The organism is Duganella sp. Root198D2 (genome assembly GCF_001428585.1).
Taxonomy (GTDB): domain Bacteria; phylum Pseudomonadota; class Gammaproteobacteria; order Burkholderiales; family Burkholderiaceae_D; genus Rugamonas.
Genome location: NZ_LMIC01000018.1, coordinates 1 through 16,462 on the forward strand (window position 1 = coordinate 1; position 16,462 = coordinate 16,462).

19 protein-coding genes, 1 other RNA gene and 1 pseudogene are annotated in these 16,462 nt (G+C 61.0%); 15 read left to right on the forward strand and 6 right to left on the reverse strand.

Annotated features, from left to right (window positions below; all coding sequences use genetic code 11):
- The first annotated feature begins 141 nt into the window (after positions 1-141).
- The 4 genes from ubiG (at position 142) to ssrA (ending at position 3,039) form a co-directional block, all read left to right on the forward strand.
- Complete coding sequence (gene ubiG, locus ASE26_RS16535; protein WP_055937063.1) at positions 142-837, forward strand: bifunctional 2-polyprenyl-6-hydroxyphenol methylase/3-demethylubiquinol 3-O-methyltransferase UbiG; 696 nt, start codon at positions 142-144, stop codon at positions 835-837.
- 46 nt (positions 838-883) lie between these two features.
- Positions 884-1,576: an HAD family hydrolase gene (locus ASE26_RS16540; protein WP_055937060.1), complete on the forward strand. Its 693-nt coding sequence runs from the start codon at positions 884-886 to the stop codon at positions 1,574-1,576.
- 84 nt (positions 1,577-1,660) lie between these two features.
- The gene (locus ASE26_RS16545; RefSeq protein WP_055937058.1) at positions 1,661-2,635 is read left to right on the forward strand and encodes a hypothetical protein; all 975 of its coding nucleotides are present in this window, start codon (positions 1,661-1,663) and stop codon (positions 2,633-2,635) included.
- A gap of 41 nt (positions 2,636-2,676) precedes the next feature.
- Positions 2,677-3,039, forward strand: a transfer-messenger RNA (tmRNA) gene (ssrA, locus tag ASE26_RS30030).
- Between the two features lie 371 nt (positions 3,040-3,410).
- On the opposite strand, the gene ASE26_RS30675 is transcribed toward ssrA, so the two are convergent.
- Both ASE26_RS30675 and ASE26_RS16555 read right to left on the reverse strand, forming a co-directional pair.
- On the reverse strand, positions 3,411-3,650 hold the full coding sequence (locus ASE26_RS30675) for a hypothetical protein (RefSeq protein WP_156398182.1): 240 nt from the start codon (positions 3,648-3,650) through the stop codon (positions 3,411-3,413).
- Positions 3,651-3,803: 153 nt separating this feature from the next.
- Positions 3,804-4,949, reverse strand: a complete 1,146-nt coding sequence (locus ASE26_RS16555) for a S9 family peptidase (RefSeq protein ID WP_057246579.1) — start codon at positions 4,947-4,949, stop codon at positions 3,804-3,806.
- Between the two features lie 135 nt (positions 4,950-5,084).
- Between ASE26_RS16555 and ASE26_RS31585 the strand changes: the two are divergent.
- Both ASE26_RS31585 and ASE26_RS31590 read left to right on the forward strand, forming a co-directional pair.
- Positions 5,085-5,312: pseudogene (locus ASE26_RS31585) on the forward strand (gamma-glutamylcyclotransferase); the annotation flags it as partial.
- Positions 5,313-5,442: 130 nt separating this feature from the next.
- On the forward strand, positions 5,443-5,688 hold the full coding sequence (locus tag ASE26_RS31590; protein WP_229207299.1) for a hypothetical protein: 246 nt from the start codon (positions 5,443-5,445) through the stop codon (positions 5,686-5,688).
- On the opposite strand, the gene ASE26_RS16570 is transcribed toward ASE26_RS31590, so the two are convergent.
- Positions 5,668-5,952 carry a HigA family addiction module antitoxin gene (locus ASE26_RS16570; RefSeq protein ID WP_055937035.1) on the reverse strand — a complete coding sequence of 95 codons (285 nt, stop codon included), beginning with the start codon at positions 5,950-5,952 and terminating at the stop codon, positions 5,668-5,670. The two genes, ASE26_RS31590 and ASE26_RS16570, sit on opposite strands and share 21 nt — an antisense overlap.
- A gap of 72 nt (positions 5,953-6,024) precedes the next feature.
- On the opposite strand from ASE26_RS16570, the gene ASE26_RS16575 reads away from it, so the two are divergent.
- The 6 genes from ASE26_RS16575 to ASE26_RS16600 all read left to right on the forward strand — a co-directional run bounded on the left by ASE26_RS16575 (position 6,025) and on the right by ASE26_RS16600 (position 10,477).
- Positions 6,025-6,816 carry a hypothetical protein gene (locus ASE26_RS16575; RefSeq protein WP_055937033.1) on the forward strand — a complete coding sequence of 264 codons (792 nt, stop codon included), beginning with the start codon at positions 6,025-6,027 and terminating at the stop codon, positions 6,814-6,816.
- A 58-nt stretch (positions 6,817-6,874) separates the two neighbouring features.
- Positions 6,875-7,153 carry a hypothetical protein gene (locus ASE26_RS16580; protein ID WP_055937032.1) on the forward strand — a complete coding sequence of 93 codons (279 nt, stop codon included), beginning with the start codon at positions 6,875-6,877 and terminating at the stop codon, positions 7,151-7,153.
- Between the two features lie 101 nt (positions 7,154-7,254).
- The gene (locus tag ASE26_RS16585; RefSeq protein ID WP_055937029.1) at positions 7,255-9,342 is read left to right on the forward strand and encodes a TonB-dependent siderophore receptor; all 2,088 of its coding nucleotides are present in this window, start codon (positions 7,255-7,257) and stop codon (positions 9,340-9,342) included.
- A 48-nt stretch (positions 9,343-9,390) separates the two neighbouring features.
- Entirely contained in the window at positions 9,391-9,690 is a 300-nt protein-coding gene (locus tag ASE26_RS16590) for an antibiotic biosynthesis monooxygenase (protein WP_055937027.1), read from the forward strand.
- Positions 9,690-10,121 carry a nuclear transport factor 2 family protein gene (locus ASE26_RS16595; protein WP_055937024.1) on the forward strand — a complete coding sequence of 144 codons (432 nt, stop codon included), beginning with the start codon at positions 9,690-9,692 and terminating at the stop codon, positions 10,119-10,121. Before ASE26_RS16590 ends, ASE26_RS16595 begins: the two co-directional genes overlap by 1 nt.
- 56 nt (positions 10,122-10,177) lie before the next feature.
- Positions 10,178-10,477: a hypothetical protein gene (locus ASE26_RS16600; RefSeq protein WP_055937021.1), complete on the forward strand. Its 300-nt coding sequence runs from the start codon at positions 10,178-10,180 to the stop codon at positions 10,475-10,477.
- On the opposite strand, the gene ASE26_RS16605 is transcribed toward ASE26_RS16600, so the two are convergent.
- Positions 10,474-11,376, reverse strand: a complete 903-nt coding sequence (locus ASE26_RS16605; protein WP_055937018.1) for a LysR family transcriptional regulator — start codon at positions 11,374-11,376, stop codon at positions 10,474-10,476. The genes ASE26_RS16600 and ASE26_RS16605 overlap by 4 nt on opposite strands.
- A 95-nt stretch (positions 11,377-11,471) precedes the next feature.
- Between ASE26_RS16605 and ASE26_RS16610 the strand changes: the two genes are divergently transcribed.
- The 3 genes from ASE26_RS16610 to ASE26_RS16620 all read left to right on the forward strand — a co-directional run bounded on the left by ASE26_RS16610 (position 11,472) and on the right by ASE26_RS16620 (position 14,419).
- Positions 11,472-12,374 (forward strand): MBL fold metallo-hydrolase, encoded by a 903-nt coding sequence (locus ASE26_RS16610; protein WP_200960821.1) that lies wholly within the window; start codon positions 11,472-11,474, stop codon positions 12,372-12,374.
- Between the two features lie 108 nt (positions 12,375-12,482).
- The gene (locus tag ASE26_RS16615; protein WP_057246581.1) at positions 12,483-13,454 is read left to right on the forward strand and encodes an SLAC1 anion channel family protein; all 972 of its coding nucleotides are present in this window, start codon (positions 12,483-12,485) and stop codon (positions 13,452-13,454) included.
- 2 nt (positions 13,455-13,456) lie between these two features.
- Complete coding sequence (locus ASE26_RS16620; protein ID WP_055937011.1) at positions 13,457-14,419, forward strand: GlxA family transcriptional regulator; 963 nt, start codon at positions 13,457-13,459, stop codon at positions 14,417-14,419.
- Here ASE26_RS16620 and pncB read toward each other — a convergent pair.
- Positions 14,407-15,597, reverse strand: a complete 1,191-nt coding sequence (pncB, locus tag ASE26_RS16625) for a nicotinate phosphoribosyltransferase (RefSeq protein ID WP_055937008.1) — start codon at positions 15,595-15,597, stop codon at positions 14,407-14,409. The genes ASE26_RS16620 and pncB overlap by 13 nt on opposite strands.
- Positions 15,594-16,427 (reverse strand): hypothetical protein, encoded by an 834-nt coding sequence (locus ASE26_RS16630; RefSeq protein WP_055937005.1) that lies wholly within the window; start codon positions 16,425-16,427, stop codon positions 15,594-15,596. Before ASE26_RS16630 ends, pncB begins: the two co-directional genes overlap by 4 nt.
- Between the last annotated feature and the right edge of the window lie 35 nt (positions 16,428-16,462).

Here is a 16,462-nt window from a genome sequence, read left to right on the forward strand (position 1 = left end):
GGGGTTAGTGGGTTTGGTCGCACAAACACAATAACTCTTCCTTACTGCTCTCTTGCGTTTACAGCTCGGTCATCCCGGTAATCCGCGATGAACCTTTTTTTGTCCACCCCAGGGTGGACATTTTTCCAGTATCATCCCGGCATGAACGCCGACCCATTAGAACTGCAAAAATTCAGCGAACTGGCCCATCACTGGTGGGATCCCACGTCCGAATTCAAACCCCTGCACGAAATCAATCCGCTGCGCCTGGAATGGATCAACGCCCGCGCCCCGCTGGCCGGCAAGAACGTGATCGATATCGGCTGCGGCGGGGGCATCCTGTCCGAATCCATGGCCCGCAAAGGCGCCAAGGTCACCGGCATCGACCTGTCGGAAAAAGCCCTGAAAGTTGCCGACCTGCATAGCCTGGAATCCGGCGTGCCGGTGCGCTACAAACTGATCGCCGCCGAGGCAATGGCAGCCCAGGAGGCCGGCCAGTACGATGTTGTGACCTGCATGGAAATGCTGGAACACGTCCCCGACCCAGGCGCCATCGTGCGCGCGGCAGCCACCCTGGTAAAGCCGGGCGGCCATGTCTTCTTCTCAACCCTGAATCGCAACCCCAAGGCTTACCTGTTCGCGGTGATCGGCGCCGAATACCTGCTGCGCATGCTGCCCAAGGGCACGCACGATTATGAAAAGTTCATCACTCCAGCCGAACTGTCGCAATATGTCCGCACTGCTGGTCTGCAAGTGGATGCCTTGAAGGGCATGGGCTACAATCCGCTCACCAAGGTCTACTCCCTGAACAACGACACCAGCGTTAATTACCTGGTGGCTTGCACCCGCCCAGCATAAAGCCAGGCGGCCCGCGCGCCGCCTGCTTCGAAAGTCTTTCCCTATCATGAGCCTGTTTCCAGCCCCGCGCGCCATCCTGTTTGACCTCGATGGCACCCTGGCCGACACCGCCCCCGACCTGGCCGCCGCCATCAACCTGCTGCGCACCGTGCGCGGGCTGGAGCCGACGCCATACGAGGTGCTGCGCCCGCAGGCATCGCACGGCGCACGCGGCATGATCGGTGTGTCCTTCGGCCTCAAGCCGCAGGATGAAGGCTTTGAGGAATTGCGCGATGGCTTCTTCACCAACTACGAAGCCGCCATGGCAGTGCACAGCAGCCTGTTCGACGGCGTGCATGAACTGCTGGCCGGCATTACCGAAGCAGGCCTGCGCTGGGGCATCGTCACCAACAAACCAGCCCGCTTCACCGACCCGCTGGTAACGCAGATCGGCCTGGAACTGGCGAGCTGCGTTGTCTCCGGCGACACCACCGCGCACGCCAAGCCCCACCCTGCCCCGCTGCTGGAAGCCGCGGCCCGCCTTGGCCTGGCGCCGGAAGAATGCTGGTACGTCGGCGACGACCTGCGCGACATCCAGGCCGGCCACGCCGCCGGCATGCGCACCATAGCCTGCCAATGGGGCTATTGCGGACCAGTCGAACCCGCCGCCTGGGGTGCCGACCACTTGCTCGCCTCGCCAGCCGACCTGCTGGCCCTGATTCGCGCAACCGTACCATCGCCGACACCGTTGGCAGCGTAGAAACTGCGTTATAACTTGCCCAACAGCAATAAGTTTCTATACTATAGTCAGTAGCGAATACTGAAAAAGGCACCTGGAGACTTTATGGACGGGGACGACAACATCGAGGCGGCGCTCCCACCACGCAGCAGTGCGCCGCAGGTTTGGGATGCCTCCGTTGCCGAGAGCCGCTTCTACTGGTACGACCTGCTGGTGAACGACCCGCTGGTGCCCGACTTCCGCGACCCGATCGGCCGCTACCAGCGCCGCATGCAGTTCGCGCTCGACGCGACCATGGAAAAGCAGCTGCTGTTCTTCGTCATCTCGCGCCAGCGCCTGCGCTTCGACATCAAGAAAGGCACCAGCTGGGGCTTCTTCGGCCTGAAGCTGACCGTGCCGCTGCTGGCCGGCACCGACAACCGCAAGGAATCGATCACGCTCGAACTGGAAGTGCCATTCGAAGCCACTTTCAAGAAGCCGATCGTCACCCTGCACGACAAGTACATCACGCTGAACTGGGGCGCGCTGACGGAGTGCTATTCCGCGCACGACCTGCTGCAGAAATTCCCGAACGACCTGAAGTACGAAAGCATGGTGGAGTACGTCGGCATCACGCGCGACACGCAATCCCGCCTGGCCAAAGGCCGCCTCCCTGCCGTCAACCGCATCATGGAAGAGAACGACGGCACGCTCGACACGTTCCTGCTGGTCAAGCGCATGGATGTGAAAGTTGAATCCGCAGTGCAGGACGCACTCGGTGAAGCCTCCACCCGCTCGCATGTGGAAGTCATGGAAGGCGCACTGATCCGCTACTTCGAAGGCGAAAAGCCGGCCCACCATGGCACCATCGAAACCAACACCCGGCGCAACCGCGTGGAGCAGCTGGTCGAGACTTACCAGCTCCAGGGGCTGACCATCGACCTCGGCTTCAAGGAAGCCGACAGCTTCCACGACCTCAAGTCCGCCACTGCCCCGGTCTCGCGCCGCCACCTGGTCGAATTCACCTTCGGCCCCGGCGGCGAAATCCGCGCCAACCGACTTCCCGACGACGCCCGCCCGCTGATTTCGCTCGAAGAGTAACGCTCTCGAAAAGATTCAGGTAAAATACAACTTCCTTCTGTGGGGACGACCTGGTTTCGACGTGGGTTGCAAAGCAGAACAGGGCATACCGAGGGCTGGTTACCTCGTAAATACACCCAGAAACAAACTAACTGCAAACGATAACTCGTACGCACTGGCAGCTTAATCGCTGACCTGCCCGACAACACCTCGCCCTTAGGGTGTGACCGCAAGGTCGTGTTGGGTCATTTATAAGGGATCGGACTTCGAGGGTTCACTTCGAGAAGTCCTAAATCTAAGGTGAATCGCCTGTCCGGAACGTGCACATCCGTGCCGTACAGGTTAAATTAAATGATAGTGCTAAGTATGTAGAACTGTCTGTAGAGTGCTTGCGGACGCGGGTTCGATTCCCGCCGTCTCCACCACTATTTCATTTAAAATCATGAAGTTATGATTTTAATGCTGTCATTGATTGGGGTATTTGGAGGCTGATTTGGCACCGAAATGACAACAAAATGACAACCCTAAAATAGCCGCATTTTGCGGCTATTTTTTTTGCTTTCACGATTCAACATAGGCAGGCGACCGCTTTGCCAGGCAATGGGTAGAGCCCGGCAGTGTTCGCAGTCATTTCGCGTCTGCGTGACGCGCTCAGGATTTGGTCTCGCACCATTGCAAACAGTCTTCCGACGCCCTAGCGCACAAACGCGGATTGGCTTGGTCTTATTAGTCCGCAAAGACCGTCGAAAAAGGGATCGGTAGTCCCTGGCACTGATCGATGCCAGTGGGACCTCGATCAACTCTCACGCAATTTTGCTGCACGTCGTGAATTAACGACGATACGAACAGGACTTTTAGCTCCTCGAACGTATTGAGCAGAGAGTACTCTTTCAATAATCGGATCTGGAATTCCATTAAGAGCCATGAACTGACGGGCTTCTGCGGCACCTGCAAGATATAGCAGGGACAGGCCGTATTGGACTCGATCAGCAGTTACGCGATCCAATCGGCGATAGTTGGTGAGTTTTTCGGACATGGTCACCTCCTTGCTACTTAGAAGTATGACACGCACGAATTTGGTTTGTCGCACCGGTAGACTTGATCGCCCCCGTGACAAGAACTTGCTGGGCGATTAGATCTGAACCACGACAACTTACCACCAAGGTCGTTTTCCCTCGCAGTTTTCGAATTACAGCCCGCAAACCTCAACTGCGTATGCACTTAGATTCGCACGCCCTTCCGGCGTCAGGTTCTTAGCGAAGAAGCAGGCATAGGGCCGGCTAGTGACCTGGTCGACGTAGAGGTAGTCGGTCGGCACGTTGTACGCAATGTCGAACTTCGAAGCCGGCTGTGTTGGTGAGAGGGACTTAAACGCGAGATGCAGTTTCAAGCCGAAGTTCGGATGATGAAAGTCGAAGCATCCCTCCGGATAGGCGCAGTTGCCGTTTTGCGCTGGCAAATGAAGCGGCACGACTGTTTGCAGCGATTGATCAGTCGGCGCCCGCTCATATCGCATCGCGACGGGTGGGTCGTCGGTGGTGATTTCGTTGATCGAGCTGCCTGGCTGATGGAAGTTCGCATAGAGCGCCTCAAACGCAGGCCAACTGTCCGGATGAATGAAGGTCTGCTTGACCTGCTCCTTTTCATACGTGGTTTGCGCTTGCACCGCATACACCGCCCTGACGCGCGACGACTTGGTCTGGTAAGGGAGCTGGGCTTGGTCATCGGCCAGGTTCTTCGACAGCGCATTCATCAGGCCAAGCGTGCCGCGTGATTGGCCGACGATGAAAATATTGCTGCCATCGATGCCGAGCATGCCGGACCTGTGGCGTGCCCACTGGACGGCGCGTGCGATGTCCGTGTTTGGGATATCGAGATTAGGCGACTTGCCATACTCCTGGCTCGCGACCGGGTGGCGGAATTCGATCGACATCAAGGCGAAGCCCAGCGCCAGCGCGGGTGTTACGAGCTTCGGATACAAGTCGCCCTGCTGGGGCAAGTTATCGGTGGCGCCATTCGGATGTGCCCAGATGATCAGCGGCAGCCGTTGCGATGCGGGCAGCGAGGCGGGGCGGTAGAAGTCGAAGCGCTGGTCCAGCGTCACATCGTAAGCGCCGGCCGGCGACTTCTCCTTCCACTCGGTGCCCTCTGCATAGCAGATATCCCTGGCTACCGTGGCCTGGGTTCCTTGAGTTTGGGTATAGCTGGAAAGCTCGGCTTCTGTGCTGATTTTGCGGCAAGGCTCTGCTGCTGTGAGGCCAGCGGCGCTGGCCAGCAGCAGGCCGCTGAACAGGCGCAGGAATGATCGGGAACGTGGCAGGATGTTTTGTCGCATTCTTTGCTCCGGTAGTGGTGTTTGAATGGTAGACAGCCGAAGCACATTATCATTAAAACAATTAATCGATCGCATGGGAGGCGAGATGGAGAAATTCGAAAGCTGTTTTCATATGGGACGCTGCAACAGCAAGGGGTGCAGCTTGCGACGTTCGGGCGCAAGCTCGAAGGCATGGCAGACCAGTTGAATGGCTATAAGCTTGGGCTGCTGGAGATCGATGATCCCGAAGTAATTGCGACCAGCGGCAAGACGCATCATCCGATCATCGCGCGGAGCAGCAGTGCAATGGATGCCGTAGCCGGCTCGATTCTTCTGGTCACGCCAGCGGAACTGCAGCAGGCGGACCGGTACGAGGTGGCCGCGTACAAGCGCCATCGCATCACGCTCGCATCCGGAACTGTTGCGTGGGCCTATGTGGATGCACGATGTGGACTGACGCACAGACCGCGCTCCCGCGCGCGACGTAGCCTATCCGCTGGCTCAAGGAGGCAGCGTGGATCAACGAAGTCACAAGGAACGGCGTCACGACAGCGGTACTGCCGAGCGTTTCGACATGGCAGTGCGCACCGCCCTGGCCTTCGACCAGGGCGCGGCTTATTCCTACCTCGCCATCTGCGGTGTGGAGCACATGCTGATCCGCTCTTTCGCGGAACGTTTCCCGACGCAAGTCAGGTCGGTGGCTTCCCTGCCCTGGCACTCCAGCGACCGCCGCAGCGATTCAATGCAGCGTGCGTTTTAGCGCGCGCCGTCTTTTCATCAAGGCCCGGCGGGTGTCGTAGGTGGTCTGCAGGGTGAGCCAGAACTCCGGCGTGGTGTCGAAATAGCTGGCGAGCTGCTGGGCGGTGGCGGGCGAGATGCTGCGCTCCTGCCGCACAATGCCAGTCAGGTATCCAGGTTCGAGGTGCAGCACGCCGGCCAGCGTGTTCGCAGTCAGCCCCATTGGGTCCATGAACTCTTCCAGCAAGACTTCGCCCGGATGGATCGGGCGCATAGTATTTTCCATAGTCGCCTCCTGTCCTTTGATTCTACTACCGTGCAGCCAGGCGCATTACTGTTGACTTAGAATAGCGACAGAATGAAATGGAAACCTTTCACTGCGACTATCCTCCTCGCTTTCGCTGCCAACAATGTGCTGGCCGCCTGCGGCACGATCCGCTTCGCCTACCCCGACCAGCACCGCCCGCCGTATTGGATGGGCAATGGCGCGACCGTGCCCGAACCTGCTGGCGCCAGCGTGGAGTGGATTCGCGAATTCGCCGCCAGCGGTGGCTGCGCAATTGAACTGGCGCGGCTGCCGGTGATGCGCTTGCGCAGTGCGCTGGTCAGCGGTGCGGTGGACTTTGTCCCGGTCGACATCACGGCCGATGGGCAGCCCGGCATCGTGATCCCGCGCGATGCGCAAGGCAAACCGGACACCAGGCGCGCCACCAGCCTGGTCGTGATGGCTTTTGTGCGCGCCAAGGACGGCTACCCGCGCGACCTCGATCCGGGGGAAATGGTGCGCGGAAAACGGGTTGGCGTGATGTATGGCTCATCCTACGGCGTGCAACTGGAGAAGTCCGGCGCCATCCTCGACCAGGGCGCGCCTACCGTGCCGAGCAATTTCGAAAAGCTCCAGCTTGGCCGCATCGATGCCTTCGTCGTGCCGATGATCGCCGCTACAGACCTGGACAAGTACGTGGCTGACCGCTACAAGGGCCAACTGGTGCGGCTGGAAAAGCCTGTGCTGAAATCCCATAACTGGATCGCGACCAGCACCGCCTATTACGAGGCGCACCGCCACCAAGTCGATACCCTCTGGAACTGGCTCGGCACCAATGGCAACAAGCGCTTCAACCTGCTGCTTCGCAAATACACCGAGAACTAGGATATTCCTCCCTACAGGCCTAGAATGGACTATTGGCCGTAGCTACAAGGAGGCAATCATGTCCACACTCAACAAGGGACGCAGCCTGGAGCAGCAAACCCACGATGGCACCAGCAGCATCGCGACCATGGGCGCCGGATGCACTGGCCGCCGCAACCTGTCCCGTTCCCAGGAAGGCAACCAGCAATCGGAAGATTCTGCCGGCCGCACCGACGACCTGCTGTCCGGCTGCGTCGATGAGGATAAACGCGAGCATGGTTTCCAGACCGGCACGCAATATCGCCAAGGTGAATCGCACGAAACGGGCCCCGATACCGTGCGGCGCAGCGAACGCTAGTTTCTTAACCCAGTACAAGATTTACGGTTGAACAAATTTCCCGGGTGGCGCATAATTGAGAATGATAACAATTCTCATTACGCAGCCACTTAGGAAATAGCATGTCGTTGAACAAGTCCCCGCTGGCGCTTGCCGTTGCGCTGGCAATGCCGCATTTCGCCGTTTTCGCCGAAGACGCTACCCTCCCCTCCGTTACCGTCTCCGCCGCCCGCGAAGCCGCTTACAACCCGAGCACCGCCACCAGCGCGACCAAGATCGATGCGCCGCTGCGCGACATCCCGCAGACCGTGAACGTGGTGCCGCAGGAATTGCTGCGCGACCAGGGCGCGAGCTCGATGGAAGACGTGATGAAGGGCATTCCAGGCGTCGGCCTGTCGCACGGCGACGGCCAGCGCGACCAGGTGACCATCCGCGGCTTTACCGCGATTGCCGACCAGTTCATCGATGGCATGCGCGACGATGCGCTGTATTTTCGCGACCTGTCCAACATCGAACAGATTGAAGTCATCAAGGGCCCGGCCTCGGTGCTGTATGGCCGCGGTTCTTCGGGCGGCATGATCAACCGCATCACCAAGAAGCCCGGCATCGACCGCACGGAAGCCAGCGTGACCTTCGGCAGCTGGAGCAAAAAGCGCGGCGAATTCGACTTGGCGCGCAACCTGAAGGATAGCGGCGTAGCCTTCCGCGTCACCGGCGCCAAGGAAGATTCGGACAGCTACCGCGACCAGCAATTCCTCAAGCGCGAGGCACTGTCGCCATCCGTGCTGTGGAAGATCAATGCCGACACCTCCCTGCTGGTGCAGGGCGAATACCTGTCCGACCGCCGCCTGACCGACTTCGGCATCCCTTCGTATAAGGGCGCGCCGGTCGACGTGGATCCAGGCACCTACTTCGGCGCCGCCAATGCGCGCGATGTGGACTTCAGCCAGGCGCGCGTGAAATCGCTGGCCGTGGTGCTGGATCACCGCATCAACGCCAACTGGTCGCTGCGCAACGCCTTCCGCCGCTACGACTACTCGCTGAACCGCAACAACACCCTGGTGGGCAGCGTCAACGAAACGGCGCAAACCGCGTCCCTCACCCACGGCAATGTACGCCGCGAGGAAGACGGCTACTTCAACCAGACCGAGTTGACCCAGCGCGCAGAATTCTTCGGCATGCAGCACCAGCTGTTGTACGGCGTGGAGATCGGCAAGCAGGACAAGGACCAGGTCAACCGCTCGAAGACCAATGTGGCGACGGTCAACCTGTTCAATCCAGTGCTGCCGGTGCTGCAACTGGCGGCCAACGTCGCGCCAGGCACCGACAACCTGGGCATCATGAAGAACAAGAGCGTCTACGTGCAGGACCTGGCGACGCTGACGCCGCAGTGGAAGCTGCTGGCCGGCGTGCGCTACGATGACTTCAGCCAGGAGACGCGCGAGCGCCGCGTAGGCCAGAAAAACCTGGAACGCACCGACCGCGCCTGGAGCCCGCGCGCAGGCCTGGTATACCAGCCAAGCGGCACCGTTTCTTATTACGCCTCGTTCAGCAAATCCTTCCAGCCTTCGGGTGAAACTTTCGCGCTGGCCGCCACCAACGCCGCCATCGAGCCGGAGGAAACCACCAACAAGGAAGTGGGCGCGAAGATCGACCTGTTGGGCGGCCAGGCCACCGTTGGCGCATCGCTGTTCCGCCTGCAGCGCACCGGCATCAAGGCGACCGATCCAATCACCAGCATCGTCATGCCAGTCGGCACCCAGCGCACCGACGGCCTGGAACTGACCTTCACCGGTGAACTGGGCCAAGGCTGGCAAGTAGCTTCCGGCTTGGCGTTGATGGATGCGGAAATCATCAAATCCATCGCACGCGACGACGGCCAGGATGTACAAGGCAAGCAACCGACGCTCACGCCTAAGCGCAGCGCGAACCTGTGGCTGAACAAGGCGCTGGGCGGCGGCTGGTTCACCGGCGCCGGCGTGAACTACCAGGGCGACCGCTTTGCCAACCCGGGCAACACCGCCACCCTGCCTGGCTACACCGTGGTCGACGCCATGCTGGCCTACCGCACCGCGTCCTTCGACGTTCAGCTGAACGTGAACAACCTGCTCGATCGCGACTACATTGTTTCCGGTCACGGGTCAAGCAAGCTGCTTAACCTGCCGGGCGCGCCGCGCAATTTCCGCGTAACGGCCCGCTACCGCTTCTGATCCAACTGAGGCACAATCGGGACATTACTTTGCGAAAGGAATGTCCCGATGATTTATGAGCTGGCGGAATTTGAGATCAAGGATGGCCAGGGCGGCGAGTTTGAAGCAGCGGTGCAGAAAGCCGTACCGTTGTTCCAGCGCGCGAAGGGCTGCAAGTCGATGCGGCTGGAGCGCGTCATCGAGCGCGCCAATACCTATATGCTGGTCATCGTGTGGGAGACGCTGGAAAACCACACCGTCGATTTCCGCGGCAGCGAAGACTTCCAGACATGGCGCGGCATGGTTGGCCAATACTTCGCCAACACCCCACGCGTCGAGCACACCACCAACGTTGTCGCCGGATTCTGATGCGAATCCTCGCCTGCCTGCTGCTGGCCGCGGCCAGCCTGCCTGCTTTTGCTGCCACCCCGGCGGAAACCATGGACGCGTTCCAGCGCGCGCTGGCCGAGGGCAAGCGCGACGCGGCATTGGCCCTGCTGAGCCCCAAGGTCAGGATATTCGAATCCGGCTATACCGAGAATAGCCGCGACGAATATGCCGCGCACCATCTCGACAGCGATATCGACTTCCTGCGCACGACCAGGTCGCACCTGCTGCGTCACGAAGAACGCCGCGATGGCGCGACCGCAATCGTGATGCGCGAAACGGAAACCACTGGCAGCTACAAGGACGCCGAGGTCCACGTGTTCGGGCTCGAAACTGCCGTGCTGGAAAAGGTTGGCGACGGCTGGCAGATCGTGCACCTGCACTGGTCATCACGCAAAGCCCAGGCCAAGTAAGCGCGCGCCACGTTGCAGCGCCTTACGCGACAATCCCGCCAAACAGGAGACTTATCATGCCAAGCACTATTTACCGAAATTTCCGCCAGATCGCCGATGCCGAAGGCGCGCGCAGCGCCCTGCTGGCCGAAGGCTTTGCCAATTCGGCTGTACAACTGAACCTGCATGAAGCGCGCGCGCTGAGCACCACCGCGTCTGCCGTGAAAAACATCATGGATTCCCTTACGCCGGACGATGTCGACAACACCGACAAACCGGATCGCCCCGCCGCCCTGCTGTCGGTGGACGTGGACGACGACGCCCAGCGCGAGCAGGCAGACCGCATCATGGCCAGTTTCGGCGCGCAGGAAGCCTAAAGCTGGACCGACTTCAATTGCTCGCGCAGCCAGCGGTGCCCGGCATCGTGCTCGCTGCGCGGATGCCAGGCCATGGCAATCGCAAATTCCGGCAGGTCGAAGGGCAGCTTGAAGATATCCAGTTGGCCGCTGAAGCGCTGCAGGAAGCGTACCGGCAAGGTGCAGACATAATCGGTATTGGCCAGGATCGTCGGCACCAGGCTGTAATGCGGCACAACCACAGCCACCTGCCGCTGCTGGCCCAGGTCTTTCAACCGCTGGTCCAGGAAGCTGTGGAATTCTCCCCTGCCCGACACCAGCACATGTTTCAACGCGCAAAACTGCTTCAGCGACGGCGCACGCATGCCGCGCGGATGGCCACTCCGCTGCGCCATGACATAACGCTCGCTCGATAAGGGCACGGCTTTCAATGCCTGCGGAATGGTCTGCGCTGCACCAAGCAGCAGGTCAAGCTCTCCGCGCTCCATGCGCGCCACGATGCCATCCGCGTTTGGTTCAACAAAACCGGCGCGCAGGCCGTCGCCGCCGCTCGCCGCAATGCGCCGCACCAGTTCAATGCCGAACATCGTCACCACATTGTCGTTGGCGGCAATCATGAAGGTGCGTTCGGCGCGCGCCGGATCGAAGGATTCCGGATCGCGCACAGCGGCTTCAAGAAGGCGCAACGAATCGCGCAAGCCGTCACGCAGCGCCAGCGCCCGCGCCGTCGGCACCATGCCCCTTCCGCTTTCGGACGGGACCAGCAGCGGATCGCCGAACAGGTCCCGCAGACGCGCCAGCTGGGCCGACAAGGCGGGCTGGCTGATATGCAGCCGCGCTGCGGCGCGCGTCACATTGTTCTCCTCCAGCAGGGCGTTGAGCGATACCAGCAAGGCGAGGTCGGAAGGCCTTATATCCATATGAATTATAGGTCGAATATCAACGATCGATTTCAAGTATATGTCAAGGCTAGCCACAATGGCAATCATCCACCAACCGACAAACGGAGATTGCCATGAAACGAATGATCGCCACCGCCTTGATGGCCCTTGCCGCACAAGCCCCCACCCTGGCCTTGGCTGCCGACCAGGCGCCAGGTTTTTACCGCGCCCTGCTGGGTGATTTCGAGGTCACCGCCATATCGGACGGTGTCGCCCCGCGCGATGTCACGACGATCCTGAGCGACGCGGCCACCGCCCGCGCCGAACTGCGCGCCAGCCACCTGCACGACACCCTGGCCTTGTCGATCAACGTCTACCTGGTGGATACCGGCAAACACCGCGTGCTGATCGATACCGGCGCGGGCGAACTGTTTGGCGCCACCAGCGGCCACCTGCTGGCCAACCTCGCCGCGGCAGGATTCAAGCCCGAACAGATCGAGGCCATCCTGCTGACGCACATCCATGGCGACCACTCCGGCGGGCTTTCCAACGGCGGCAAGATGCTGTTCCCGAACGCCCAGGTGTATGTGGACCGGCGCGAAGTGGCGCGCTGGATCAATGAGCCCGCGCCGAAAGCGACCGTCGGCCCCTACTACGACGCGGGGCGCATCAAGTACCTGCCGGCGAGCGGCGAAGTCCTGCCTGGCATCACAGCGCGCGCCGTGCCGGGGCACACGCCGGGCCATAGCGCCTACCTGGTGGAGAGCAAAGGTCACCGCATGCTGTTCTGGGGCGATACGGTGCATGTGGCGGAAGTCCAGCTGGCGCACCCCGGCATCACCATCTCTTACGACGACAGCCAGCCGCAAGCCGCCGCCGCGCGCCGCAAACTGTTCGACGAAGTGGCCGCCAGCGGCGTGGTGGTAGCGTCGCCGCATTTTTCCTTCCCCGGCGTGGGGCACCTGCGCAAGGACGGCGATTCCTTCCGCTGGATCCCGGTCGCCTATAACAACCAGGTGGCCGAGCTGGCGCCCTGACTGGCCGAGGGTGGCGCAGGGTTGGCTGAAATTGACGCATATGCGCACTATCGGCCAAATGCTCGGCGTCCGATAATGATTTCATCGCTAATCCATCGGACAAACATCATGCAAACCACCATTGCCACTGCCCTGCCCACCAGCAGCGCCTCGGTCAAAAACCTGCCCGTCAACCTGTTTGGCTCCGTCATGGGCATTGCCGGCCTGGCACTGGCCTGGCGCGGCGCGGCCCACCTGTTCGGCAGCAGCACGCTGATCGCCGATGGCGTCGGGCTCCTGTCGCTGCTGGTGTTTGCGGTGCTGGCCGTGGCCTACCTGTCGAAATGGGCCGCGTTCCCTGAAGCTGTGAAGGCCGAGTTCTCGCACCCTGTTGCTGGCAACTTCTTCGGCACGATCAGCATCGCCGTGCTGCTGTTATCAAACGTCGTCGCACCGTGGAGCGCCGCCTTGCAAAAACTGGTGTGGACGGCCGGCGCGGTCGCCACGCTGGTGCTGGGTTATGTCGTAGTGTCACGCGTCCTGCAAGGGAATATGACGCCAGCCAACGTCGTGCCGGCCTGGTTGATTCCCGGCGTGGCCTCGCTTGATATCGCGGTGACCGGCGGCACCTGGGGCCATGAAATGAATATGCTGGCCCTCGGCATCGGCACGGCCATCGCCATCGTGTTTTATGTGATGATCTTCAGCCGCCTGGTGCATGGCGACCCGCTGCCGACCGGCATGCTGCCTTCGCTGATGGTGATGATTGCACCGTTCGAAGTCGGCTTCCTGGCCTACGTCAACGTCACGCAGCACGTCGACATGTTCGCCGCCATGCTGTTCTACTTTGGCCTGTTCATGTTCCTGGTGCTGGCCCCGCGTGTATTCCGCCGCTCGGTACCATTTGGCCCGGCCTGGTGGGGCATCAGCTTCCCGATCGCAGCATTGGTGAATGCCGCGATCAAGTACGCCGCCACGGCCGATAGCGCAGCTGTCGTGGTGCTGGCCGGCGTACTGCTCGCCTTCCTGACCGTAACGATTGCCGTGCTGCTGGTGCGTACCTTATATTCCCTTTACACCGGCAAACTCCTGGCAGGCTGACCATGCGTATCGCTTTACTCGTTTTCCCTGGCGTGCAATTGCTCGACGTGGCCGGGCCGATGGATGTCTTCCATGAAGCGGCCCGCCAGTCGGGCAAGCCGGGCACTTACCAGTTCGACCTGGTCGCCCTGGAAGAAGGACCGGTGCGCGCCGACAACGGCATGTTGTTCCAGCCGACGGCCACCATCGATACGCTCGGCCACGCGGTGGATACGCTGCTCGTCACCGGCAGCCACGCGGTGCAGGAAGTAACCGGCCACCCGCGCCTGATGCAGTGGCTGCAGCAGCAGGCAACCACGGTGCGCCGCCTCGGTTCCGTATGTTCCGGCGCCTGGCTGCTGGCCCACGCCGGCCTGCTCGACGGCCGCCGCGTCACCACCCACTGGAATATTTCAGCCTCGCTGGCACTGCGCTTCGAGCAGGTGCAGGTCGAGCATGACCAGATCTACCTGCGCGACGGGAACCTTTACACCTCGGCCGGCGTCACGGCCGGCATGGACCTGGCGCTGGCCCTGGTGGAAGAAGACCTGGGCCGCAACGTCGCCCTGGCCGTGGCACGTGAGCTGGTCATGTTCATCAAGCGCCCCGGCGGCCAGGCGCAGTTCAGCGCCCACCTCGCCGCGCAAACGGCGCAACGCAACCCGATCCGCCAAGTACAGGAATGGGTGCTGGAAAACCTGGAAGAAGATTTGACCGTGGACCAACTGGCCGCTCAAGCCGGCATGAGCGTACGCAATTTCTCACGCGCGTTCAAAAGCGATACGGGTGAAACGCCAGCCGATTTCGTCGAAGCCGCGCGGCTCGACGCAGCGCGCCGCATGCTGGAGGAAACCGCCAGCCCGCTCAAGCGGGTAGCGGCACGCAGCGGCTTCCACGACCAGAACAGCTTAAGGCGGGCCTTCGTGCGCCGCCTCGGCGTGACGCCGGGCGACTACCGCCAGCGCTTCCATCCTCAGGAAGCTTGATGGTTGAAGACTTGCCGCAGGTAGGCGAGGAAAGTCTCATCCTTGCACAGCGTCTTGCCGGGCGAATCGGACAGCTTGGCAACCGATTGCCCGTTCAGGCGAATCAGCTTCATCACAATATTCAGCGGCTTGATGCCGACATCGTTGGTCAGCCAGGTGCCGATGCCGAAGCCCACCATGATGCGGTCGGCGAACTGGCGGTACAGGCGGAACGCCGTGTCGAAGTCCAACCCATCCGAAAACACCAGGCGCTTGGTGTTGGAGTCGATACGCAAGGCCTGGTAATGCGCGATGGCCTTTTCACCCCACACGATCGGATCGCCCGAGTCATGCCGCAAGCCGTCGAACAGCTTGGCGAAGTACAGGTCGAAGTCGTCGAGGAAAGCATCCATCCCCACCACGTCGGTCAGCGCGATACCGAGGTCGCCACGGTATTCCTGCACCCACGCCTCGAGCGAAGCTTTCTGGAATTCGCGCAGCCGCACGCCGAAAGCCTGGAAGGACTGCATGTACTCGTGGGCCATGGTGCCGATCGGGATCAGGCCAAATTTTTTCGCGATGTAGACGTTAGAGGTGCCTTTGAAGCACTCCGGCACCTCGCGTGCCAGGCGCTCGACGACTTCATCGTGCCATACGGCCGAAAAACGGCGGCGCAAGCCAAAGTCGGAAAACTCGAAGGGATGGCGCAGCGCCGGATCAGTCCCGAAAGCCTTTAGCTGCGCGATCTTGTCGCCGAGGTGCCTGCGCCCCTCTTCCAGCGCAGCCGGCGTGCCGACGCGGCGGAAGTACAGTTCATTGACGATGTAGAGCACGAAGATCTCATACGCCATGATGTGCACTTGCGGGCCCTCGGCACGGATCACCAGCGTGTCGCCTTCCGCGCGCACTTCAATGAACTTGCGCTGGAAGCGGAACAGCGTCAGGAAATCGACGAAGTCGCTCTTGATGTAGCGCAGGGAGCGCAGGTAATTCAGTTCGTCCTCGATGAAGGACATGCTGCACAAGTGGTCAAGCTGGGCTTCGACTTCTTCCTTCAGCGCCGACAGCGGGAAGGCCGTCTGGTTGCGGCACACGAATTCATATTCGGCATGCGCGCTTGGGTGGCTATGCAGCAAGGCCTGCCACATGGTGAATTTGTACAGGTCAGTTTCAAGCAGGCTGCGGACGACAGGGATCATTGTTTGCTCTCCGCATTGGCCAGCAGTTCCGGCAGCACTTCAGCCGAAGCGGCAAGGCGCGCACCGCGGCGCTGCATAGCTTGCGCGAATTCGAGGTATTGGGTTTCAAAACCGGTCACAGGACTCATGCAATCGGTCACCAGCACCAGCTTGCGCGGATCGATATGATCGGCAATATGTTCGGTGGTCGCCTTCACGCAATGGCTGCCGGCTTCACCGGTGATGTAGATGGTGTCCGCTTGCGCCAGGCTGGCAATCAGTTCGCGATTCAGTTGCGAGGCCGGATCGGACGGATCGGGCACTTCGGCCATGACAGCGGAATAGTGTTCAGTCCAGGGATTGGAACCTTTGCCGACTTTGGCAACTACGGCATGGCGCCCCTCTTCCCAAGCGTTATAGGCAGCGCGCACTGCGTCGTGCACGTTATAGCCCCAACTGCCGATTTCGCAATGAACCGGCCAGACCATCAGTTGGTAGCGGCCGGCCGATTCCAGCGCATCGAGATAGGACAGCACACGCGGCAAAGCGGCAGCATCGCGCGGCGCAAACCGCCCCGCGCGCACGTCAGCGGCCGAAATCTGCGTGAACGGTCCCGGCGCCGCGCCTTCGGCCGTATGCCAGAAGGTCGGGTGCGCCACATCATAGCGGTGGTGCGAATCGAGCGTAACGGTGATGGCAGAAAGACCGGCGCCGCCCCGCTCGATCAGGCTGGCGACACGCAGCATATCCTGATGGGCGCCCGGAACCGGCAAAGCCGGCGCAGCCGGTGGTGGCAAATCGCAGAAATCGTTCTGCGGATCGATGATGAGCAAGTGATAGTGGCGTTTCATTTTGCAATGATAGCAAATGATAAAAAAGGCAGCAC